The sequence below is a fragment of the Coraliomargarita parva genome, assembly GCF_027257905.1.
GTDB classification, from domain to species: Bacteria; Verrucomicrobiota; Verrucomicrobiia; order Opitutales; family Coraliomargaritaceae; genus Coraliomargarita_A; species Coraliomargarita_A parva.
In genome coordinates, this window is sequence record NZ_JAPZEI010000008.1 from 132,427 (window position 1) to 155,124 (window position 22,698).

Consider the following 22,698-nt stretch of genomic DNA (forward strand, 5'->3'; position numbering starts at 1 on the left):
TGAGCGTTCAACGGAAACTAGTCAACGGCATGAACAACGACTCGCTTTCCTTTTTGAAGCCACTGCGGATTAAATGCGCCGTCTTTTTAACCCACCCAGCACCCATACAATTCATGAACGACTACGGACACTTCGACGACGCGAACCGCGAATACGTGATCAACCGCCCGGACACCCCGCTGCCCTGGCTGAACTTCCTCGGACAGGACGATTTCTTCGGGCTCTGCACCAACACGGGCGGAGGCTACACCTTTTACCGCGACGCCAAGCTGCGCCGCCTGACGCGCTACCGCTACAACGAGATTCCCTACGACAACAACGGTCGCTACCTCTACATCAAGGACGGCGACAGCGTCTGGAATCCGACCTGGAAGCCGGTCCGTACCGAGCTGGACAAGTACGAGTGCCGCCACGGCATGGGCTACACCCGCTTCGTCGCCGAAAAGGACGGCGTGGAAGTCGAGATCCTCTTTTTCGTCCCGAACGGCGAAACCCTGGAACTGTGGAAGACCACGGTGCGCAACAAGTCGGGCGCCAAGAAGGACATCCAGATCTTCAGTTTCATCGAGTTCTGCTTCTACGAAGCGCTCAACGACGCCACCAACTTCCAGCGCACCTACTCGATCGGTGAGGTCGAAGTCGAAGGCAGCGCCATTTACCACAAGACCGAGTACCGCGAGCGCCGCGATCACTACACGCTCTTCGGCTGCACCCGCCCTGTGGATGGTTTCGACACCTGCCGCGACGCCTTCGTCGGCATCCACAACGGCCTCCACGACCCGAAGGTGGTCCTGGCCGGACAGTCCGGAAACTCCATCGCCCACGGCTGGAACCCGATCGGCTCGCACAGCATCAAGCTTTCCCTGGAACCCGGCGCCGAAGAAAGCTTCAGCTTCATCCTCGCCTACGTGGAGAACGACCCGGCCAAGAAGTTCATCGCCCCGAAGGTGATCAACAAGGAGAAGGCCGAAGCCATCATGGCGAAGTACAGCGATGTGGCCAACGTGGACGCGGCCTTTGATGCCGTAGCCAAGCGATGGGACGAGCTGCTGGGCGTCTTCCAACTGGAAACACCGAGTGCCGCAATGAACCGGATGGGCAATATCTGGAACCAGGCCCAGTGCATGGCGACCTTCAACCTGAGCCGTTCGGCTTCGCTCTATGAAAGCGGCATCGGACGCGGCATGGGCTACCGCGACTCCAACCAGGACCTCTTGGGCTTCGTTCACCTTGTCCCGGAAAAGGCGCGCCAGCGCCTGCTCGACATCGCCGCCACCCAACTCTCCAGCGGACTCTGCTTCCACCAGTACCAGCCCCTGACCAAAAAGGGCAATGCGGACATCGGTGGTGGCTTCATGGATGACCACCTCTGGCTGGTCCTTTCCACCTGCTCCTACATCAAGGAAACCGGCGACACCGCCGTACTGCAGGAAAACATCGGTTACGCCGACCAGGCGGACGACGCCAAGAAGGGCAGCCTGCTCGACCACCTCGAGCTCTCCATCCGCTACTGCATGGAGAACCGCGGACCGCACGGCCTGCCGCTCATCGGCCACGCCGACTGGAACGACTGCCTGAACCTGAACTGTTTCTCCACCGAGCCGAACGAATCTTTCCAGCTCGCCGGCCACGGGGCCAACGACGATGTCGCCGAGTCCCTCATGATCGCCGGCCTCTTCCTCGTCGCCGCCGACCTGCTTGCCGGACTCTACGACTTCATGGAAAAGGACAGCGATGCCTCCCGTATCCGCAAGGATGCCGACACCATGCGTGGTGCGGTCGACGAGCACGGCTGGGACGGCAAATGGTTCCGCCGCGCCTACGACGCCAACGGCACACCGGTCGGTTCCGACGAAAACGAGGAAGGCAAGATCTACATCGAAAGCCAGGGCTGGCTCATCATGGGCGGCGTGGGCATCGAAGACGGCCGCGCCAAGCAGGCCCTCGACAGCGTGCACGAGCACCTCTACTACGAGCACGGCTGCGTGCTGCAAAGCCCGACCTACACGGATTACCATCTCGAGCTCGGCGAAGTTTCCAGCTACCCGCCCGGTTACAAGGAAAACGGCGGGGTCTTCTGCCACAACAACCCGTGGATCCACCTGTCCCTGATGAAGATCGGCGACACCGACCGCGCGCTGGAGTATTACCACTCCATCTGCCCGGCGGCCAAGGAAGACATAATCGAGACCTACCGCGGCGAGCCGTATGTTTACAGCCAGATGATCGCGGGCAAGGACGCGCCCACTCCGGGCGAAGCCAAGAACGCCTGGCTCACCGGCACCGCGGCCTGGACCTTCCTCAGCATCAGCCAGGGCTTCTGCGGCATCCAACCGGACTACACCGGCCTGCGCCTCGATCCCAGCCTGCCGAGCACATGGCCCGAGATCAAGGTCACCCGCAAGTTCCGCGGGGTCACCTACCAGATCACGGTCAAGAATCCGGACGGCAAGACACGCGGCATCAGCCAGCTGACCGTCGACGGCAAGACCGTCGAAGGCAACATCCTGCCTGCCGCACCCGCCGGTTCCGTCCTCGAAGTCGAGGCCGTCATGTAACTTTTGTCTGAACACAGAACACTAGGGTACAAATGGTGCGCAGGGGGGTTCGCCTCCCTGCGCTTTTTTGTGTCCCCACAGAATGATGGCAGCCCCATCCAGAATCGGGATCGACAGGGTAGCGCAGCCGCGTCCCGAATGGCACTACCTTAAGCTTCTTATCGTAGTGGCGACTTCAGTCGCCATCGAGCCGAGGTGGCTTAGGATGCTGAATATGGCAGCTAAAGCAGCCACTACGAGCGACGCTTTGTTGCAATAGGAACCCTTCAATTTGTCCTTAAAGTAGTGCCATTCGCCGCGTCCCCGCAGCGCAGGCATCGCTTGAAATCAAGTATTACCAGGCGACTCGTGCGGTCCGGGACAGACCTGCGCGACCTGCCCCCGTCCAGACCGAGCATACAACACCGCATTTAGGCAGAATCATTTGTGGCCCTTCGACAAGCTCAGGACAGGTCAGAATCATGCCTGTACACCGCAACCCATCACACCGCAGGCGCCCGCGAGCGGGCACGCCACGCCGTAGGATACGTAGGCAGGGCACGCCACGCCGTAGGAACGAAGGCGGGACACGCCACATCCCCAGCAGTGTTGCTAGAGAATCATTCTGCTGTCCATCATTCTGCCTCCAAGCAGCCACACCAGCTTCAGGTTTCAGGTCTCAGACTTCAGACTTCTGCCACTGCAGTCCCTCCAATGTATATGAATGAACACGAAAAAGGGACGCACTTGCATGCGTCCCTTTTGTTTAAATTCTAACTGACTACTTAGCTGCCGGATTGATCTCGATGAGTTCGCACTCGAAGATCAGCGTGTCACCGGGCTGAATCGGACCGCCCGGACGCGGGTTGTTGCCGTAGCCCAGCTCGCTCGGGATGTAGAGCATGATCTTGCCACCGACGCCCACCTTGGTCAGGCCTTCGCCGAAGCCCGGAACCACTCCGTTGAGCGGGAATTCGGCCGGCTCGCCACGATCGTAGGAACTGTCGAACTGTGTGCCGTCGATCAGGGTACCGCGGTAGTGCACCAGAACCGTGTCGCTCATGGTGGCGCGTTCCTCCGAACCGGCTTCGAGCACCTTGAAGTGCAATCCGGACTCGGTGGATTCCACGCCGTCTTCCGCCTTCAGAGTTTCGAAGAAAGTCTTACCTTCAGCGATGTTGCCTTCAGCCGCCTTGGCCTGGGCGGCCTCAGCCTTTGCCTGCGCTGCAGCCATGCGGGTTTGAATGAAAGCCTGGAAAGCCGGCATCTTGGCCTGCAGCGACTGGTCCGGCAGCTCGTCGGCCAAGCCCTTCTTCAGACCGGCGGCAATCGCCTCGGCCTCGGCCGCACCAAAGCCCAAATCCTTCATTCCGGACTGGAACACGGTGATGTAGCCCAGCAATTCAAGCATTTCGTCGTCCGAATACTCGGGTGCGGCCGGTGAGGTCGCCGCGGGGGCTTCAACCACCGGTGCTTCTTCGGCAAAAAGCGGTGCCGAGAACGGGGCAAGGAAAGAAAGAGCGAGGAGGTATGTGTGTTTCTTAGGCATATGTATGTTAAATGTATGTGAAGGCATCCCTGATTTATCGGGAAAAGGCAATAAAGACTTTGTCCGAAGCAAAGCGGCTTCGTTCCCTATAAATAAAAAAAGCCCCGGCAATCACCGGGGCTTTTCTAAATTCGTAGCGTCTTAGGAACGGCGACGGATCGCAACGTAGGCCAAGGCCAGTAGGCCAGCCAAGGCCGCGTAGGTGGAGGGTTCCGGGACGGCGCCTACTGTGTTAAAGCCATCCAGAGCCCCGCCGCCCAAGCCGTAATCATTGCTATAGTTTCCAAAAGCACCAGCGAGAATGCTACCAGACGAAGTCCCCAATAAGAGATCGCCGGGAGCAGCTGGTTCATCAGGGAAAACCGTATCAAAAACATAAATGAGGTGTTCACTGCTCGTGCTGTCAAATGCACCACCATCAGTTGCCCAAAGAACAATGGTCAAACCTTCAACACCCGCAGTAGACGTCAAAGTAGTAAGCGCAGTCTGAAAAACTCCATCGATACCAGCCCCAAAATCATTCATCCCGAAAACTTCATATTCGATAAAGTTAGCGTCAAGGTCGGCAATATTCCCAGAATCCCATGCTGCTTGCGCATCATATGTATCGGCAAATGCGCCCAAACGCAAATTAGAGGTCAAACTTCCGTCAACCAAAGTTCCGGTCGAGTCAAACAAGCCATATGCAGCATCGCCTGAGTCACTAATATTCTGAATGTTCAAATTCAGAGCGCTCACCGATTGGAATGAGAGAGCAACTGTAAGTAATGAAACAGAAAAGAATTTTTTCATGTGATGAAGTTCGAGTCAGAAATTAAACGATATTATTGATATTAGAAATGCCTTAATAAGCTGGAGTACGATTGAGCGTGACTACGCCATTTCGATTAAATACGGCGAAAGCTGAGGAAAGTTCAACATCAGCCATATCAACACTGCCACCACCAACTTGACGCCAGCCAACACCGGCAAAGCCGCCACTGGAGTAGTAGTATCTTTCGATCACACCATCATCATCGGAATCCGTAAGAATAAGATCTGCAGTAGTAGCGGAACCAGCAGTTAAGCTAGAACCTGGATTTTCTGAATCATAGAGGCCGCTATTCCCTAATGTAGTACCACTGGGGAAGATAGTGCTATACGGCACAAAGCCTTCTTCAACGACTACAGAGGAACTTGTAGTCTTCACGGCTCCAGTAAACGTGAGCGTAGCATCACCTGAACTCTTCTTGTAAATATAGAGACCATCGCTGAAATAAATCGGCAAATCACTCATGTCAGTAGAACCGCCACCGACTTGACGCCAACCAATACCAGCAAAGCCACCAGAACTGTAGTACAGGCGAATCAAACTGCTGCCTGAAGGGTCTGGCATCAAAATCAAATCTGCGGTAGTTGCAGAGCCACCGGCCAGAACATCTCCCCCTTCTCCAAAAATTTCACCGATCGTTGGCAATCGATGAATTCGAACTTGGTCAGAGTTTGCAACTAAGACCGCGGATAAGTCGTCTCCCAGAGTTAAGGTATCTCCAGTCCAACTTGCGATTGAGGTGTTCAGACCAGTATTATCGCCCGAGGTGATGTCGAGAAAGTAATGGCCTCCAGACTCCAACAGTGTATCAAAGTCAACAGAACTAACGGTCGCAGTGGAAGTCCCCACGCTGGAGACTTGGCCGATATAAGTTGCAGCCTCCAACAATTCGACACCAATCAGTGTAAGATTATCGTCTCCGTGAATAGTGACTGTCTTATACCCGACCGGATCCGTGGCAACGACTTCAGCGTGCAGGCCTGCGGACGAGGCAAGCAGGGCGCTGGCGAGGAGTAAAAGTGACTTTTTGGGAGTTTTCATGTGATCAACGGTAGAAAGTTAGACTTGGGTGCATTATGCAAACCGATAATGCAGCAAATAAGCCAGTTCAACCTGACTATTCGTATCTTTAACAATTTATTAAGGGCGAAGTCGCGAGGTCAATGCAAATAAGCCGGAGCGCAACTAGTTGCATGCCTCAGGACATGAAGCATTCCCTTCATTTTAGCCCGAAGGACGGACTTTCCCAAGCGCACGGCGGTTTACTTCGAGGTGCCGAAGGGACTCACAAAGCCCCCCTCAACAGAAGGCGTCCAATCCAAAGACGGCACGAGGGAGGCCCCCTCTGGAGCCGCATCGATCGTTACCGGCTCCTCCGAAAGCTCGCCCCGGCTGAAAAACCAGGGTGTCAGGCCGATATTGGCCTCCACCTCACGCAGACGTATCTCCTGGACAAACTGCCCGTCAATTTCCATACGACTGCAAAAGGGGACCTGCACACCGTCGACCCTACGAATGTCCGAATGCCTAGTCTCCTCCAATGCACCATTCACCGCATTCGTCACGATCAGCATCCGCTCCTGAAAATCAGTGGAATCCACGGCATACCTAACACGCTGCCCCCCCGGAAGGGTGACCTGCAAGTCATAGCAAAGGTCTCCTTCCACCCGCCGCATGCCGAGCAAGTCGATCTGCTTACCCGGCAATAAGGGGTAGAGCAGATGACCGCCAAAAGCGGCATCCCTGATAAAATTCACCGCCTCAGTCTCCGGCATATCGACCGGCACGGGATCCTGGGGGGACTGCTGCCAGGCGTCCTCGCCGTCGTAGGACATGACCATTTCCTTTCCCCCCGCCAGAAGAATACGAACCTTGCAGAAATCGGGCTTCTTCATGTAACCGACAAAACTAGCCTTATTCCCGTTTTCCATCTCCAGCACTCCCTTTAAGCGCATGCTTTCCACACTATCCCAGTTCTCCGCCCCGCCCAGGGAACGCTGATAATACCGCTGCAGAATCGTGGACAAGCGCGGATCCAAGCCTTCGGTATCCATCGGCTTCACCGGCCGGGACGGGGCCACCTCACCGGCCTCCTGAGCGGACAGCGGGACCGACAAGCCGGACGCCAGGAAGATAAGGCAAAACAGAGTAGTAAAAAGACAACGATTCACAACAGGCAGCAATCAGGATCCGGAACGGGGCAGACGGAACATCCAAGGCATCACACCGGAATTCACCTTGACCTCTTGAAGATAGAGGGTGGAGACAAGCTTTCCCTCCTCAAAGCTACGGATTTCCTTGGCGATGGGCATGCCGAATTCACGGATATAATCATCGTAGATGAGGGAATTGGTAAATCCCGAGCGCAGGTCCTTGTTCACGACCTTGATCTCCAGATAGCGGCGAATATCGATGTAATAGTCCACCTGGTAGCCGGTTGCCAAAGTCACCCGGATTTGATGGCAAATCGTCCCCTCGACCGGCACGGTATCGATGTATTCCAAGCGCTTTCCCCCGGCAAAGGGATAGAGCAGGTGGTTGCCAAAGTGGGCACTGTGGATGAAACGGCGGGCCTCATCGTCCTGCATCTTCTCGGCCGTGCGGCTGTTGCCCGCACCGGGCAGGACCTTCCAGGCATCCTGTCCGTCATAGCCCAGCGTCAGGATACCGCCATTCCCCCGAATGGTCATCTTTATCAGGTCCGGTTTCTTTTGGTAGGCCTGAAAGGCGAAATCATCGCTGCCCGAATGTATGGTTCCCGAAACTTTCAGGCTTTCGATCCGATTCCAGTTGTCCGGACCGCCAAGTCCCTCGCGATAGTAACGGCTTAGAATTTGCCCCAAACGGGAATTATTCAGCTGCGGCATGGGCTCCTGACGAAGCGAAACAGTCACCTCCTTGCCGTCTGCGGGCGCGAGGGGAAGTTCCGATTCCGTGGAGGCCGCTCCGGCAACCACGACAGTCATTAGCAAGAAAGCAATCGTTCGATGTATCGAGTAAACGGGAAGCATGTGAAAAATTCAGATAATTCTTACAAAGGTCCTAGTTTGGATGGCAAGGCCGTAGGGAAGTTCCCTGTACAGCGGGAACTTCGTCCATTTGAGCGAGCGTACCGCATCGCACCGACAAGCCGCACCCCTCCGTCCCGGCGAGCCGGTCCACCTCCCCTGCCCGCAGGGGAGGAGTTTTTTGGGGCACTGTGTGAAAAGGCGTTTTTTGATGCCTATGACATTGTGCTCGCAGGGGAGGAGTTTTTGGAGGCTCTGTGTGTAGCTTTACGTCGTTGTACCGTCAAAGCTCCTCCTCTTTCCAAGGGGAGGTGGATCCGCGCAGCGGAGACGGAGGGGTTTGCAACGACCGCACCCCTCCGCCCCGGACCAGCCGGGCCCCCTCCCCTGTTCGCAGGGGTGGAGTTTTTTGGGGCACTACGTGAAAAGGCGTTTTTTGATGCCTATGACATTGTGCTCGCAGGGGAGAAGTTTCTGGGGGCTCTGTGCGTCGCTTTACGTCGTGGTACCGTCAAAGCTCCTCCTCTTTCCAAGGGGAGGTGGATCCGCGCAGCGGAGACGGAGGGGTTTGGCAACGACTACGGCCCCCTCCGCCCCGGACCAGCCGGGCCCCTCCTTCGCTACGAAATGAAAAGTACGCGCTTATTGTCACCCACGCCTAGCCCAGAAAGTGAAGATGCCCCCAAACCATAGTATTAAAGCGGATAAAAGCATCGACTTGACCGGGGAATCCGGGCTCATTCAAAAAGCGAACGACTACCATGCCTCAATTTGTCTATAAAGCGCGCGAGAACAGCGGACAAATCAAGTCCGGGGTGATCGAAGCCCTGGACCGCCGGCAAGCCACACAGCGCTTGCAGTCGCAGGGAGCGATGCCCATCACCGTCGAAGAGGTGAAAAGCCAGAAATCCCTGGCCCTGCGCAAGTTGAAAGACACGTTGAGCAGCTTTGGCAGCAAGCCGGGCGCGGAAGCCTCCAGCGCAAGTGCCAGCCGGAGCGGCGGCCGGCCGCGCAAGGAAAGCAGCGGGCTGGCCCTCTTGAAACGGCTGCTGGAGCTGCACAGCTCGGGACTCCCCGTGGGCGACTCGATCCGCATCCTCAGCCAGCGCCTCAGCAATACGGAACTGAAGAACCTGGCCGGCGACCTCTGGCGGGACCTGAGCGAAGGGGCCACCCTCGCCCTGGCCCTGACCCGGCAGCCCAAATACTTCTCAAACTCCATCACCTACGTGATCGAAGCCGGTGAAGCCACCGGCAATCTGGCTCCCATCCTGAGGAAAGTCATCGACTACCTGGAGGAGAAACAGGCGATCAAGAAGAAGATGCTGGCGAGCATGGCCTACCCCGCCTTCATCCTGGCTGTCGCAGGCATTGTGATCGTGCTCTTCCTCACCGTGCTCCTGCCCAAAATCCAGGAGATGCTGGCCCGTCTGGGCGGCGAAATGACGCTGAGCGCCCGAATTCTCATCGAGGGCTCGGCGCTCATGATCCGGTACGGCCCTATTCTGGCCATCGCCCTGATCGTCGGTTTCATCGGGCTCGGACAATGGCGCAGGTCCGCCAAAGGACGCCTCCTGACAGACCGCTGGCTGCTCCGCGTCCCCCTAATCGGGAAAATCACCCTCCTAAGCGATCTGTTCCAGTCCGGCAGCCTGGTCAGCACGCTGTTGGAAAGCGGGATCAACACAACGGAGACCCTCAACCTCACGGAAAAGACGATTCAGAACCTCGAACTGCGCGAGCGCTTCCACACCGCTCGCGTCCAGGTCAACGAGGGTCTGTCCATCTCCCAGGCATTCAAGCGCAATCATTTCATGCCCGACCTCGCCCTCGACATCCTTTCGGTCGGCGAAAACACCGGCAACCTCGCCCACAGCATGCATGAAGTCACCAAGAGCTTCCGGGAGGAATTGACGCAGCGCCTGCTCCAACTGACCGCCTTCGTGACAACCGGGACCTTGTTTGGCGCCTTCGCCCTGGTGGCCCTCATCGCCATCGGTATCGTAACGAGCATTTTCCAGGTCAGCCAGACCCTTTAGGGAAGTGGGAAGGTAGGAACCGTCTTCGCAGCAGCTACGCCGGTCAAGAGGTGAGAAAGTCTGCCCTTCGACTCGACGTACAACCCCGCAATGGCGTTTGGGACAAACGCCCCTACCCTTTTATTGCCTGGCGGCCTTCAACCTGGCCCTGAGCAGGGCGGGACGCCCTGCCTCCGTTCGCCGTAACCGAATTCGTCAGAATTTGGAAACCACACGAAGCGGCACATGCACCACATGAGACAAGCCCGCATCGTCCCCGAATGGAGGGACCCGCTTCCACGGGGTCCGCTGCAGGATGGTAGGACAATCCACGCCGACTCGCCGCAGGCGTCCTCAAGCGGGCACGCCACGCAGTAGGAACGGAGGCGGGCACGCCACGCCGGCTTGCTTGCCTCGGCGTATTGTAAAGAAGCCGGGTGCGGGCGTAGAGCAACGGAGCCCCAAGGTACGGAGGCGGCACGCCACGCCCAAGGAACGAAGGCGGGCACGCCACACACCCAGCGGCCTTGCTAGAAAATCATTCTGCCTAAATCACAGCGTTGTAAGCATCATCCTGGCCTGTCCTGAGCTTGCCGAAGGGCTGTAATTCATTCTATTCGCCCAACCGTCCGGACATCATCCGGCTGACGCCGGATGCTACAAAAAAGGACGCACCTGCGTGCGTCCTTTTGAAATTCGGTTCTACGGAGAAGCCTAGCTGCGCTTGAGCTTGCTCTCGGATGCGATTTCCGGGCCGCCTTGAGCGAGCGCGCGGCGACGCAGACGCAGAGCATTCAGGCGGATGAAACCGCTGGCATCGTCCGGGTTGTAATCGCTGGCGACCCCTTCCATCGAGGCGACGTTCTCGTCGTAGAGCGAGAGCGGAGACTTGCGACCCACGGTTGTGACATTGCCCTTGTAGAGCTTCAGGCGAACGGTACCGGTCACGGTCTTCTGCGAGTCATCGATCAGGGCCTGAAGGGCTTCACGCTCCGGCGCATACCAGAAACCGTTGTAGACGAGTTGCGCATAGCGCGGGATCAGGCCATCGCGCAGGTGCATGAGATCGCGGTCCATGGTCAGGGTTTCCATGTTACGGTGGCCCATCATGAGGATGGTACCGCCCGGGGTTTCATAAACCCCACGGCTCTTCATGCCCACAAAGCGGTTCTCAATCAGGTCGACACGGCCGACACCGTGCTTCCCTGCCAGCTTATTCAAAGTCTTCATCACCTGGGCCGGAGTCATGGCCACACCATTGACGGCCACGCAATCGCCCTGCTCGAAGTCGAGCTCGACATATTCCGGCTCATCCGGGGCATCCTGCGGATCCACGGTCAGCTTATACATGCCCTTGTTCTCGGCCACCGTCGGGTCGAACCAGGGATCCTCCAGAATGCCTGCCTCGTAGGAGATGTGCAGGAGGTTGCGGTCCATCGAGTATGGCTTGGAAGCGCTGGCCTCGACGTCAATATTGTGCTCGCGGCAGTAGTTGATCATCTCCGTACGGCCCGGGAAGGCCTTGCGGAAGACGTCCATGCGCCAGGGGGAAATGATTTGCAGATTGGGAGCGAGCGCACCGTAGGTCAGCTCGAAGCGGACCTGGTCGTTGCCCTTGCCGGTCGCGCCGTGGGCCACGGCATCCGCGCCTTCCTTCTCGGCGATTTCCACGTGGGCCTTGCCGATCAAAGGGCGGGCAATCGAGGTACCGAGGAAATACTGGCCTTCATAGACCGCATTGGCGCGCATCATCGGGTAGATGAAGTCGCGGGCAAACTCGTCGACGAGGTCCACGGTGTAGTGAGCGGAAGCACCGGTGGCCTTGGCCTTTTCCGGCAAGCCGTCCAATTCCTCCTCCTGGCCCACGTCGGCGGCAAAGGTAATGATTTCGGCCGAATAGTGCTCCTTCAGCCAGCTAACGAGAACGGAAGTGTCGAGACCTCCAGAGTATGCGAGAACGATCTTCATAAGTGATACTACGAGTTAGGCCTTGCTCTCAGGGAAGCAAGCGGAAAGCGCAATTCCGGGCACGATGCAGGACGCCGGCTGCGCAAAATGGCTGAAACCGGCCAGGTGACTGGAATCATTCCCGCCGATGAAGCCCCTACATCACCCGATGGCCCTGCAGGGCGGGACGCCCTGCCTCCGTTGGCGATTTGAAGCTGTCGCCGAATTCGTCAGAATTTGGAAACTCAGGGACCAGGGAAGCGTACAACACCGCAATGGCGTTTGGGGACAAACGCCCCCACCCACCGAACCGTAGCGAAAGCGCGATAGCGATTTCGACCAGCTGTACTGAAGACAGAGCCAAATATCGGTAGACAGTACACCGGGCAGGCAAAGTTGGCACCCGAGACGAGGGAAACGTACAACACCGCAATGGCGTTTGAGGACAAACGCCCCCACCCACCGAACCGTAGCGAAAGCGCGATAGCGATTTCGACCGGCCGTACAGAAGACCGAGCCAGAAATCGGTAGACAGAAACACCGGGCAGGCAGCGTCAGCACCTGAGACGAGGGAAGCGTACAACACCGCAATGGCGTTTGGGGACAAACGCCCCTACCCTCCGACCGTAGCGAAAGCGCGATAGCGATTTCGACCGGCTGCCATGAATCAGAGGCCAGCACTTACCTCTTGCAGGGCGGGACGCCCTGCCTCCGTTCGCGATTTAAAGCTGTCGCCGAATTCGTCAGAATTTGGAAACTCAGGGACCAGGGAAGCGTACAACACCGCAATGGCGTTTGGGGACAAACGCCCCTACCCGCCGAACTGTAGCGAAAGCGCGATAGCGATTTCGACCGGCCGTACTGAAGACAGAGCCAAATATCGGTAGACAGAAACACTGGGCAGGCAGCGTCGGCACCGGAGACGAGGGAAACCTACAACACCGCAATGGCGTTTGAGGACAAACGCCCCTACCCTCCGAACTGTAGCGAAAGCGCGATAGCGATTTCGACCGGCCGCCCATGAATCAGAGGCAGCACTTAGCTCTTGCAGGGCGGGACGCCCTGCCTCCGTTCGCAAAAAAAGCCCGGCGTTGCCGCCGGGCTTTTGAAAATCGAATCGGGTTTCAACTAGAAGGAGAAGAGCAGTTCGACTGCACCCACAAGCTCCTCGTAGTCACCATCCGCACCACCGATGCCGCTGACGCTGGCTTCAACATCACCCTCGATGTAGCTCACTTCCGTGACCAGAAGGAGGTTGTCGGTGAAAGCCCAGCTGTGGGCCAGGGTGTACTTGAAGTAATCCGCTTCAGCCTTGACGGAATTCGGAGGACCAAAGGCCGAGGTATCGGCATCGGCTTCGTAGTCGACATAGCTGAAACGTGCAGTCAGGGCGCCTTGCTCGCTGTAAGCGTAGTTGGCCATGAGCAAACCGCTGAGCGACTCAGTCTCGAGGTCAAGCCCCGGGATACCGACGTCGTCCCATTCGTTTTCGCCATAGTTCAACTCGGCAGCGAAGACCCAGGCACCGGTTTCGTAGGTCACATAGGTGTTAAACACCCAGGCACCGGTATCTCCGGTCGAAACGGTGTCGATCGCATAACCGTCACCATCCTCATATGCCAAGCCGGCGAAGATAGTCAGGCCATTACCCGGCATGAAAGCCGCGGCAATTTCAGTCCCCCAACCACCATCATCGCTGGTGTCGTCGTTGTCGTTACCGCCGAGACGGCTGCTGTAACCGTACACACCATCCTGAACGGAAAGACCGAAGAAGAAGGTGTCGGTTTCATAGGTGTACTTGACACCTTGAGCATAGCCCGGAAGCGGGAAAATCGTGCCCAAGGCAAGACCCAACGCATCATCGAAAGGAGCCGGGATCAGACCAGTGTAATCACCCGCAAAGGTCGGAAGGCCGTAAGCGAAGGAATACTGGTAAAGGCCAGTCGGCTCGAAGGCTTCAAATCCGAGCATGGACGCATAGCGACCTGCGGTCACTGCGCTGCTGCCATCCTCGAAATGGTAGGTAGCGAACGCTTGCTCCACGGCCACACTGTCACCGGAACCTTCGTATTCGAGATCGACTTGAGCCGTAACCGGATCGAAGTCGAAAAGCCAGTCGATCTCAACTTGATCGATCTGGAAGGAATTGCCGGAGTGCTCGACTCCAACGGGTACATCATCAATGCTGGCTTCCCCGTCATAGTGGACATAAGACATGTCAACGAAGCCCTCGAAGGAGAGGAAATCATTGATCACAATCTCGCCATAAGACAGTCCACAGGTCGCCAACAAAGCAGAACTGAGTGCGATTGTTTTCTTCATAGTTTGTTGTTAGTCTAGAGCTGCTTACGAAACCAGCATGGGATCCTAAGCAACGCTCCAGAAAAAAATGCAGAAAGCACCTAGAAAGTGAAGTTTAAAATCGTAAGTTTTGTCACCGAGCTTAGACAGCTACAAGCCTCCAAAACATTGCAAAAGGACGCTATGCTAACCATAGCTGAGCACCGCAAAGCGTCCGCAAGCGGGCATGCCACGTCAGACTGCACCAGTTGTTACCCATGCCCTGCCCCCACCAGCGTTGTAAGAAAATGATTCTGCCTTACATCATTCTGCCTCCTCCACGCGGTTGTAAGAATCATGGTCCGGTCTTCCCGCTCTGCGGGACTCAGCACGCCACGCCGCAGGAACGAAGGCGGGTCGTCACTGCTCTCCTCGGAACTGTCCATAATCATTCTGTTCTCAGTCCTCCGCACAGAGCTAACAACACAGCAGTTTAGGCAGAATCATTTGTGGCAAAATCATGCCGACACACCGCTCCCCAACACTCCGCAAAGCGCCCGCAAGCGGGCACGCCACGCCGGCTCGTGCGGGCGTAGAGCAACGGAGCCCCAAGGAACGAAGGCGGGCACACCACACCAGCAACAGCGTTGTAAGCAATCATTCTGCCTTACATCATTCTGCCTCCTCCACCGCGTTGTAAGAATTATCCTGTCAGAAATCATTCTGTTCGCCTCACCGTCCGAAAACAAAGAAGCCCCCCGGCACGAGACCGGAGGGCTTCAAAGTAAAATTTAGCTTAGGCTAAATTAGAAGGAGAAGAGCAGTTCAACTGCACCGCTAAGGGTGTCGATGTCGTCGCTGTCGATTTCACCGTCAGCAAAGCTAACTTCAGTGACAAGCAGAAGGTTGTCAGTGAAAGCCCAAGCGTGAGCGATGGTGTACTTGAGGTAATCGTAATCGTAACCGCCAAGGACCGCGTCGGATTCTTCACCGTCGATGTAGGAGATACGACCGGTCAGGGAGCCTTGCTCGCTGTATGCGAAGCTAGCCATGATCAGAGCGCTGAGGATTTCAACGTCGTCGACGTCGGAACCAATGCCGAAGGCTTGGTAATCCATGTCAGACTCACCGTAGTTCACTTCAGCAGCGAAGATCCATGCACCGGTTTCGAAGGTCACGTAGGAGTTGATAACCCAGGAGTCACCGTCGTCGCCGTCTTCAGTGGCAGCACCAACGAAGAAGGAGAGACCGTTGTCCATGTAGTAACCGAAGGCAGCTTCAAGACCGAAACCACCGTCATCAGTAGTATCGTCGTTGTCGTTGCCGCCCAGACGGTTGTCATAGGCATCAGTGATGGTGCTATCCTGCACGGAGAAACCGAAGAAAGTCATGTCGGTTTCATAAGTGAACTTCACACCTTGGTTGTAGCCCGGAAGCAGAACACCGAGGTCATAAGCGAAGGAGTACTGGTACAGACCGGTCGGCTCGAACGCTTCGAAACCAAGCATGGAAGCGTAACGACCGGCAGTGATCGCGCCGCCGTTGTCCATGTGGTAGGTTGCGAAGGCTTGCTCAACTTCAAGGCTGTCACCAGCTTCTTCGTACTCGAGGTCGACTTGAGCGGTAACCGGATCGAAGTCGAACAACCAGTCGATTTCAACTTGGTCGATTTGGAAGCTGTTGTCCGAAGCCTCACCCAAGTCGGCGTCGACGTCAGTGTGAGTGTAGGACATATCAACAAAGCCTTCGAAGGAAAGGAAATCGTTGATCACGATTTCACCCATCGAGAAGCTCGAAGCTGCAAGGAATGCAGATGCGATAGCAATCTTGTTTTTCATAGTGTTGTATTTAGTTTGTTTGGTTTGTCTTCAAACCGGCCAAATTGCTTATTTCTGAGCAGATTTGACCAGCTTAAAATCGGGGGGCGTAACAGCAATAACTACGCCATCCTTAAAGGAAATACGGCCACGCAAGGCATTCGCACGATCGCGAATACTGGTCTCGTAATAGTAGACCTCATCGACACGCGGCTTGAGTGACTTGATACTGCGCGGCGGCTCACCGAGGAGTTCGATCACACGCTCCTGGCTAACCCCTTTACGGATACCTTCCCATTGCTCGGCCTGCGTCCAACGCAGGTTGCGCCAGGCACTGTTCGCCAGAATATCAAAAGTCACTGCATTGGAGAGCACATTGCCGCTTGTAGTGCCGGCGGCATTACCGGCCGTAGCGAGGACCTTGACTTCCTTGGTTTCCTGCTCCTGATCGGCCAGACGCGCTTCCAGCTCAGCCAAACGGGCTTCGAGCTTTGCCAGACGTTCCGCATCAACAGTGACCTGCTCCGCAAAACTATGAGTGAACAACGTGCCGGCCAACATGGCTACAGCACAGCCATTACGAAAATTAATACGCATATTCGCATGCTTTAAGCCCTCAAAATACAGCTCATGCAAGCCTAAAATCACCCTCGAAACGGGCGTTCAAGCCGTGTCCAAAGCCGGCTGAAAGCGTAAAACCAGCGGACGAAACAAGAGCAAAATGCAAATCCACCTAAAAACAGTTATCATCTGCCAGTGATACACTTACACAAAAAGCGAATGGATTCCGATTTCCGGCAAGCATTGGTGTTTGCCAAGAATGCAACGACTGAAATAGACCAGAGGCATGACGGAAGCGGAAGACAGAGCAATCCCCAACCCTAAAAGCGTCAGCAAAAACACGGTCTGGGGCGCGAGTTTCGCAGGCCTTGCGGTCGTACTCGGAGCGATGGGGGCACATGCGCTTAAGCCCGACTTATTGGAACGGAACAGTCTCACCACCTGGCAAACCGCGGTCGACTACCAGATGTGGCATGCCCTCGCCCTGATCCTCAGCGGGCTCAGCTCCAGCGCCTGTGTACGAAGAGCCGGCCGCTGCTTCATCCCCGGCATTATCCTGTTTTCCGGCTCACTCTATTGGCTCTCCTTTGATGGCCCCCGATGGCTCGGCCCGATCACCCCGCTGGGCGGGCTTTGCCTGATCGCGGGCTGGATCTTTCTGGCAATCGGGTACTGGCGAAGCAAGTAACACAAGTGCACGGGATCATGAATTTCATTCATCCTCCAAGGCGCATCGGGGTTTGATTAAATAGGAGTTTTGGCTTTGTTGAAGGACCCTATGGCAAATGCACTCGAAGCTCTCAAAACACTGACCACCGTGGTCGCCGACACCGGCGACTTTGAAACCTTGGCTGCCTACACCCCGCAGGACGCGACCACCAATCCGTCTCTCATCCTCAAGGCCCTGCAAAAGGAGGAGTACAAGCCGGTACTGGACGCCGCCATCCGGGCGACCGACGACTCCGGCGCGGAAGGCGAGGCCCGGATCGACCTGGTAATCGACCACCTGCTGGTCGGCTTCGGACAGAAGATCCTCGAAATCGTCCCCGGCCGCGTCTCCACCGAAGTGGACGCACGGCTCTCCTTCGATACGGAGGCAACCATCGACAAGGCCCGCGAGCTCATCGAACTCTACGAATCCAAAGGAACGCCCCGCGAGCGCATCCTGATCAAGATCGCCTCCACCTGGGAAGGGATCCAAGCGGCGAAAGTGCTGCAGAAGGAGGGCATCCACTGCAACATGACCCTGCTCTTCTCGTTGGCCCAGGCGGTCGCCTGCGCCGAAGCCGGGGCCCAGCTCATTTCCCCCTTTGTCGGTCGCATCCTTGACTGGTACAAGGCCAACACCGGCGAGGACTACACCGCGGAAACCGATCCGGGCGTCGCGAGCGTGAAGGAAATCTACACCTATTATAAGAAGTTCGGCTATGCCACCGAAGTGATGGGGGCGAGCTTCCGCAATATCGGGGAGATCCTCGAACTCGCCGGCTGCGACCTGCTGACCATTAGCCCGAACCTGCTCGAAGAGCTCAAGGGCATGGACGCGGAGGTCCCGGTCAAGCTGGACCCCACCGAAGCAAAGGGTACACAGGTCGACGCGATCGACGTCTCGGAGAAATCCTTCCGCTGGCTGCTCAACGAAGACGCCATGGCGACGGAAAAGCTCGCCCAGGGGATCCGCGTCTTTGGGCAGGACATGCAAAAAGTGCGAGACATGGTGGCCCAGGCAGTCGGATAATACGAAAAAAGCTTCATTCTTTTTGCTCTGAGCGCGCTCCCTGCTTAGCCGTGCCTACATGAGCAAAGAAACCATAGGATTCGTCGGTACAGGCGTGATGGGGGGCCCGATGGCCCTGCATCTTCTGAATGCCGGTTACAGCGTATGCGTCTACAACCGTACCAAGGCGAAAGCCGAAGCGATTCTGGAAGCAGGCGGCACTTGGATGGAGAGCCCCGGCGAGCTGGCTGCGGCCTGCGACATTATTTGCACGATGGTGGGCTACCCGACCGACGTCGAATCCACCTATTTCGGCGACGACGGATTGATCAACCGCGCCAAAACCGGGGCGCTGTTCATCGATTTCACCACATCGCGCCCCGATCTGGCGGTCCGCATCGCGGAAGCCGCGGAGAAGGCAGGCAAGGCCTCTCTGGACGCCCCCGTCTCCGGAGGCGACAAAGGTGCCCGTGAAGCGAAGCTGTCCATCATGGTCGGCGGCAGCGAAAGCGCCTATCAGCGGGCGCGCCCCGTCTTGGAAATCGTCGGCGCCAATATCGTGTACCAAGGCCCTGCCGGCAGCGGTCAACATACCAAGATGTGCAATCAGATCGCCGTTGCCGCCAGCACCATGGGGGCTTGCGAAGCTTTGCGCTACGCCGAGCAATCCGGGCTGGACCCGGCAACCGTGCTCCAGTCAATCAGTGCCGGGGCGGCCGGCAGTTGGTCGCTCAGCAATTTGGCACCACGCATCCTGAAGGGTGATTTTGAACCCGGTTTCTACGTGCACCACTTCATCAAGGACCTGAAAATTGCGATTGAGAGCGCCGAAAGCATGGCCATCGAATTACCGGGGCTCCAACTCGCATTGAAACTCTACGAAGAACTCGCCGCCATGGGCCACGAACAGGACGGCACACACGCACTCATGCATTGGTATCGAAGCAAGGACTCGTAAGCCAGGCTTGCCAATTGATAGTTGGCAGAATATGGATTATCCATGGCCTATGAACATACCTCGACACGGCAGATCGAGTTTTCCGAAACCGATATGGCCGGCCTTGTGCACTTCTCAAACTACTTCCGCTACATGGAGATCGCCGAGCGTGATTTCTTTGAAGCCGTGGGGATCGACTTGATTCACTCAAAGCCCGGCGATGTCGTCGGCTGGCCCCGCGTGCGGGTCGATTGCAAGTTTGCCGAACCGCTCCGCTTCGGCGACCATATCGACATTCATCTGGCCGTTAAAAACGTGAAGGACCGCTCCATCGAGTATCAATTCCGCATCTTCCGACGCAATGGCCTCGAAGACCGCAGCCAGGTCGCCAAAGGCAGCATGACGACGGTCCTGACCCGACTCAGCGAAAACGGCGGCCTGCAATCGATCGACCTGCCGCCGCAGGTGCTCGAAAAGATCGAGCCCGCCCCGGCCAAAGTACTGGCCCGTCCGGAAGACGTCTGATCAAGACACGAGCAGAGAAGGTGTTCTGCAGAATGATTTACAGCAGAACGATTCTTCAGTCGAAAACTTGAACGCACCGTGCCAATTGACGTCTCGATATACCTCAGTCCCTTGGGACAGGCCGATTTTCGAAATTTGGACCGAAAGGTCATGAGGCACGCGTTTGACCTGCATAATACCTTAGGCCGTTTTGCCGACGAGCGGATCTATCAGGAGGAAATGGCGATTCGCTGTGAAAGCAGTGGCTTTTCCGTCAACAAGGAGGTCTTGGTCCGCGTCAGCCACAATGGCTTCAGCAAAACCTACGACCTGGATCTGGTCCTTGAGAACGGAACAATTTATGAATTCAAAACTGTTGAGACCTTAAATACCAGACACCAACGACAACTCATCCACTACCTTCTACTCACCAACCAAAACCACGGTAAGCTGATCAACTTTCGACCAACCTCAGTACAGTCGCGGTTCGTATCAACCACATTGGACCATCACGAACGCCATCAAACAGAATGGAATACATCCCAGTATCAAGTGCGGACCACAAAGGACCATGACTTAGTCGAGCGATTTAAAAGTCTAATGAAAGACTGGGGCACTTTTTTGGAAGCCAGCCTCTACGAAGAGGCGCTCGCACACCTCCCCCATGGGGCCAATTCAGCCCCGACACCAGTCAACATAGAAATTAAAAAGCGCATCGTGGGGACACAGAACATGCATCTGCTGGACGACGCAACCGCATGGCACATCTCTGCAATCACACGCTACTCCAATAGTTACGAAACACATCTTTTCCGACTTCTACAGAATTCCAATATAGAACGTATGCACTGGATAAATCTCAACCATAAGACAATCTCTCTCAAAACGCTGCAACGCGGAGGCGCATCTCTCTAAATAATCATTCTGCTGAAAATCATTCTGCGATACAGCACTCAGTCCACAGGAACGCACACACCATGACAGCAAAGCCACTCGCACTCGTGACCAACGACGACGGAATTGATTCCGTCTTTCTCCACAAGCTGGTCGAAGCCCTCTTGCCGATGTTCAAGGTTGCGGTGGCCGCACCGGCCTTTGAGCAAAGCTGGATCGGACGTGCCGTCAGCCGCCGCGAGGAAGTCGAGGTCATCGCCAGCCCATCCTACTTCCCGGAGTCGGTCTCGGCTTGGGCGATTAGCGGTACACCGACGGACTGCGTGAACATCGCGCTGGGTCACCTCGTCACCCGTCAGCCGGACATTGTGATCTCCGGCATCAACATCGGCTTCAACACCACCGAAACCCTCATCCTTTGCTCGGGCACCGTAGCCGGCGCAATCGAGGGGGCCAACTGGGGCCTACCGGCCGTCGCATTCAGCAAGTGCGTGCCAGGCGAGCTCTTCGAAGCCATCCGGGACAGCAAGGGCCAAACCGAAGGCGAGTACAAAGCCTCCCTGGAATGCGCCACCACGACCGCCGCGCGACTCAGCCGGGAACTGCTGGCCCACCCGGAGGCTCCCGGCACGGTCGTGAATGTCAACTTTCCGCATCAGACGAAACCGGGCACTGAAATCGAAGAAAGCTTCCCCGCCAAGATCCGGCTCGGCTCCTTCTACCAGCCCTCACGCCCCGGGCATTACAGCTTCCGCTATTCCGACGGGGTCGAGGTCGATCCCCACCCCCGTTCCGACAGGGCCGTCCTGCAACGCGGCGGCATCAGCCGCAGCGTGCTCGACTTTTCACGGATCTGCCGACTCCGCGAGCAATTGTAAGTATAGAGGCAGAATCATTCCTGTCAGGAATCATTCTGCCTCGGGACCATAAACTGCCAGCACGCCGGCGACAACAGCGTCGGCATAACTCACAAGGATATCGTCCTCGGCCGGCGGTTCACCTGCAGCCCGGGTTGTCAGTGCATTCTGGATACGCGTATAGCCGTCGACCGAATTAGCCAGAAAGGGTTCCAGCAAGACCGACGGACACTCGACCGTACGCAGCAGCATTAGGTTCCGGGCCCAGAGGTAGGGCTCTTCCGGATACGGCAGGACGGCATTTTTCTTGTTATAGACCGAGGGCGGCAAGCCCATGGCCGCCCCCAGAGACGCCGCCAAAGCCGCCCCCAGTTCCAACTCCACCGGACCACTACCATTTCCGAGCTTCACGGCCAGAGCCTCCTGCTGGCGCGGGATCTTGATTTCGGAAGGAGTCAGACAGCCGAAGATCAGCACATGGGAGTGGCCGTTCGGCACCAAGCGGAGCGAGCCGTCTTCCGTTTCGGGCCAAACCGCGGCATTGATATGCAAGGAGATGAAGGCATCCGGTCGGATCTCACGGTTCACACGGTTCGCCCGGGCCTGTAGCTCATTCGACACCACCGCAAGGCGGGTGGCTTCATCCCGGACCGATACGATATAATCCGTCAAGGAAGCCATCGATCCGTCCAGAGGCAACGGGCGGCGGCGAACCACGCCCTCCACATAGTCGATCGGGCGCTTCGGGTTCACCGGCGTGGCATCTTCCCGCAAAAGAACAACTTCCGCCCCCAAGGCCGACAAGCGGGACTCCAGCAAACGCGCCACCAAGAGCACGAGCTCCCCTTCCCGCACCCAATAATCCGTTTCGGAAATGCGAAAATGACGCCCTTCCGCCTCCGCCCAAATACCACCGATATGCCCGGGATCCAAAGCCACCCTCAAGCCGGCCAGCGCCGGTGCGTCCACCGTACGTCCGGCGCGAATCACATCCGGAGTCCGCCAGTAGCGAGCCTCTGAAACGTCCGAAACCCGATCCGGGGCAATCAGCCCCTCCCAGTCCGCATAAGGCGCATAGCGCGTCTCCAAGGCCGCCTGCAGAGGCGATACAGGGGGCTGCGTCTCCTCTGTCACCGCTTCGTCTGCAGCCAACAGTGCACCGGCAGCCAGTAGGCACCAGCCAACCAGACTACAGGAACGCATCCGGACGCGGGGAATCATGCAGGCATCATTTTCCCCGCAACTCCCCATGCAATGCTAT

The 22,698-nt window shown here is 56.9% G+C and carries 18 protein-coding genes; 8 read left to right on the forward strand and 10 right to left on the reverse strand.

Features of this window, described 5'->3' with window-relative positions; translation table 11 throughout:
• Positions 1-113: 113 nt before the first annotated feature.
• Positions 114-2,558 (forward strand): glycoside hydrolase family 94 protein, encoded by a 2,445-nt coding sequence (locus O2597_RS13115; protein WP_269525558.1) that lies wholly within the window; start codon positions 114-116, stop codon positions 2,556-2,558.
• A gap of 760 nt (positions 2,559-3,318) precedes the next feature.
• Here the strand turns inward: O2597_RS13115 and O2597_RS13120 are convergent.
• From O2597_RS13120 to O2597_RS13140, 5 genes are all read right to left on the reverse strand, one after another.
• Positions 3,319-4,086 carry an FKBP-type peptidyl-prolyl cis-trans isomerase gene (locus O2597_RS13120; RefSeq protein WP_269525559.1) on the reverse strand — a complete coding sequence of 256 codons (768 nt, stop codon included), beginning with the start codon at positions 4,084-4,086 and terminating at the stop codon, positions 3,319-3,321.
• A gap of 141 nt (positions 4,087-4,227) precedes the next feature.
• Complete coding sequence (locus tag O2597_RS13125; RefSeq protein WP_269525561.1) at positions 4,228-4,878, reverse strand: PEP-CTERM sorting domain-containing protein; 651 nt, start codon at positions 4,876-4,878, stop codon at positions 4,228-4,230.
• Positions 4,879-4,930: 52 nt separating this feature from the next.
• Positions 4,931-5,938 carry a TIGR02597 family protein gene (locus tag O2597_RS13130; RefSeq protein ID WP_269525563.1) on the reverse strand — a complete coding sequence of 336 codons (1,008 nt, stop codon included), beginning with the start codon at positions 5,936-5,938 and terminating at the stop codon, positions 4,931-4,933.
• Between the two features lie 221 nt (positions 5,939-6,159).
• Positions 6,160-7,068: a hypothetical protein gene (locus O2597_RS13135; RefSeq protein WP_269525564.1), complete on the reverse strand. Its 909-nt coding sequence runs from the start codon at positions 7,066-7,068 to the stop codon at positions 6,160-6,162.
• Positions 7,069-7,080: 12 nt separating this feature from the next.
• Entirely contained in the window at positions 7,081-7,863 is a 783-nt protein-coding gene (locus tag O2597_RS13140; RefSeq protein WP_269525566.1) for a hypothetical protein, read from the reverse strand.
• Between the two features lie 803 nt (positions 7,864-8,666).
• On the opposite strand from O2597_RS13140, the gene O2597_RS13145 reads away from it, so the two are divergent.
• Positions 8,667-9,944 carry a type II secretion system F family protein gene (locus tag O2597_RS13145; protein ID WP_269525568.1) on the forward strand — a complete coding sequence of 426 codons (1,278 nt, stop codon included), beginning with the start codon at positions 8,667-8,669 and terminating at the stop codon, positions 9,942-9,944.
• A gap of 693 nt (positions 9,945-10,637) precedes the next feature.
• On the opposite strand, the gene O2597_RS13150 is transcribed toward O2597_RS13145, so the two are convergent.
• The 4 genes from O2597_RS13150 to O2597_RS13165 all read right to left on the reverse strand — a co-directional run bounded on the left by O2597_RS13150 (position 10,638) and on the right by O2597_RS13165 (position 16,564).
• Positions 10,638-11,891: an argininosuccinate synthase gene (locus O2597_RS13150; protein ID WP_269525569.1), complete on the reverse strand. Its 1,254-nt coding sequence runs from the start codon at positions 11,889-11,891 to the stop codon at positions 10,638-10,640.
• A gap of 1,107 nt (positions 11,892-12,998) precedes the next feature.
• Entirely contained in the window at positions 12,999-14,192 is a 1,194-nt protein-coding gene (locus tag O2597_RS13155; protein WP_269525571.1) for an outer membrane beta-barrel protein, read from the reverse strand.
• A 764-nt stretch (positions 14,193-14,956) separates the two neighbouring features.
• Positions 14,957-15,988 (reverse strand): porin family protein, encoded by a 1,032-nt coding sequence (locus tag O2597_RS13160; protein WP_269525573.1) that lies wholly within the window; start codon positions 15,986-15,988, stop codon positions 14,957-14,959.
• Positions 15,989-16,036: 48 nt separating this feature from the next.
• The gene (locus O2597_RS13165; protein ID WP_269525575.1) at positions 16,037-16,564 is read right to left on the reverse strand and encodes a coiled-coil domain-containing protein; all 528 of its coding nucleotides are present in this window, start codon (positions 16,562-16,564) and stop codon (positions 16,037-16,039) included.
• Between the two features lie 250 nt (positions 16,565-16,814).
• Between O2597_RS13165 and O2597_RS13170 the strand changes: the two genes are divergently transcribed.
• The 6 genes from O2597_RS13170 (at position 16,815) to surE (ending at position 21,458) form a co-directional block, all read left to right on the forward strand.
• A complete protein-coding gene (locus O2597_RS13170) occupies positions 16,815-17,216 on the forward strand; it encodes a DUF423 domain-containing protein (protein WP_269525577.1) in 402 nt (133 codons plus the stop codon).
• A 90-nt stretch (positions 17,217-17,306) separates the two neighbouring features.
• Entirely contained in the window at positions 17,307-18,266 is a 960-nt protein-coding gene (tal, locus tag O2597_RS13175; protein WP_269525579.1) for a transaldolase, read from the forward strand.
• A 58-nt stretch (positions 18,267-18,324) separates the two neighbouring features.
• Complete coding sequence (locus O2597_RS13180; RefSeq protein WP_269525581.1) at positions 18,325-19,203, forward strand: NAD(P)-dependent oxidoreductase; 879 nt, start codon at positions 18,325-18,327, stop codon at positions 19,201-19,203.
• A gap of 42 nt (positions 19,204-19,245) precedes the next feature.
• Complete coding sequence (locus O2597_RS13185; RefSeq protein ID WP_269525583.1) at positions 19,246-19,707, forward strand: acyl-CoA thioesterase; 462 nt, start codon at positions 19,246-19,248, stop codon at positions 19,705-19,707.
• 78 nt (positions 19,708-19,785) lie between these two features.
• Positions 19,786-20,601 carry a GxxExxY protein gene (locus O2597_RS13190; protein WP_269525585.1) on the forward strand — a complete coding sequence of 272 codons (816 nt, stop codon included), beginning with the start codon at positions 19,786-19,788 and terminating at the stop codon, positions 20,599-20,601.
• A gap of 62 nt (positions 20,602-20,663) precedes the next feature.
• Positions 20,664-21,458: a 5'/3'-nucleotidase SurE gene (surE, locus tag O2597_RS13195; protein WP_269525587.1), complete on the forward strand. Its 795-nt coding sequence runs from the start codon at positions 20,664-20,666 to the stop codon at positions 21,456-21,458.
• 30 nt (positions 21,459-21,488) lie between these two features.
• Here the strand turns inward: surE and O2597_RS13200 are convergent, their stop codons facing one another.
• On the reverse strand, positions 21,489-22,658 hold the full coding sequence (locus O2597_RS13200; protein ID WP_269525589.1) for an N-acetylmuramoyl-L-alanine amidase family protein: 1,170 nt from the start codon (positions 22,656-22,658) through the stop codon (positions 21,489-21,491).
• Positions 22,659-22,698 lie beyond the last annotated feature (40 nt).

Excerpts from the sequence above, each read along its gene's own strand:
- O2597_RS13115 (WP_269525558.1), top strand. The coding sequence starts at position 114 with ATGAACGACTACGGACACTTCGACGACGCGAACCGCGAATACGTGATC.
- O2597_RS13120 (WP_269525559.1), bottom strand. The coding sequence starts at position 4,086 with ATGCCTAAGAAACACACATACCTCCTCGCTCTTTCTTTCCTTGCCCCG.
- O2597_RS13125 (WP_269525561.1), bottom strand. The coding sequence starts at position 4,878 with ATGAAAAAATTCTTTTCTGTTTCATTACTTACAGTTGCTCTCTCATTC.
- O2597_RS13130 (WP_269525563.1), bottom strand. The coding sequence starts at position 5,938 with ATGAAAACTCCCAAAAAGTCACTTTTACTCCTCGCCAGCGCCCTGCTT.
- O2597_RS13140 (WP_269525566.1), bottom strand. The coding sequence starts at position 7,863 with ATGACTGTCGTGGTTGCCGGAGCGGCCTCCACGGAATCGGAACTTCCC.
- O2597_RS13145 (WP_269525568.1), top strand. The coding sequence starts at position 8,667 with ATGCCTCAATTTGTCTATAAAGCGCGCGAGAACAGCGGACAAATCAAG.
- O2597_RS13150 (WP_269525569.1), bottom strand. The coding sequence starts at position 11,891 with ATGAAGATCGTTCTCGCATACTCTGGAGGTCTCGACACTTCCGTTCTC.
- O2597_RS13155 (WP_269525571.1), bottom strand. The coding sequence starts at position 14,192 with ATGAAGAAAACAATCGCACTCAGTTCTGCTTTGTTGGCGACCTGTGGA.
- O2597_RS13160 (WP_269525573.1), bottom strand. The coding sequence starts at position 15,988 with ATGAAAAACAAGATTGCTATCGCATCTGCATTCCTTGCAGCTTCGAGC.
- O2597_RS13165 (WP_269525575.1), bottom strand. The coding sequence starts at position 16,564 with ATGCGTATTAATTTTCGTAATGGCTGTGCTGTAGCCATGTTGGCCGGC.
- O2597_RS13170 (WP_269525577.1), top strand. The coding sequence starts at position 16,815 with ATGACGGAAGCGGAAGACAGAGCAATCCCCAACCCTAAAAGCGTCAGC.
- tal (WP_269525579.1), top strand. The coding sequence starts at position 17,307 with ATGGCAAATGCACTCGAAGCTCTCAAAACACTGACCACCGTGGTCGCC.
- O2597_RS13180 (WP_269525581.1), top strand. The coding sequence starts at position 18,325 with ATGAGCAAAGAAACCATAGGATTCGTCGGTACAGGCGTGATGGGGGGC.
- O2597_RS13185 (WP_269525583.1), top strand. The coding sequence starts at position 19,246 with ATGGCCTATGAACATACCTCGACACGGCAGATCGAGTTTTCCGAAACC.
- surE (WP_269525587.1), top strand. The coding sequence starts at position 20,664 with ATGACAGCAAAGCCACTCGCACTCGTGACCAACGACGACGGAATTGAT.
- O2597_RS13200 (WP_269525589.1), bottom strand. The coding sequence starts at position 22,658 with ATGATTCCCCGCGTCCGGATGCGTTCCTGTAGTCTGGTTGGCTGGTGC.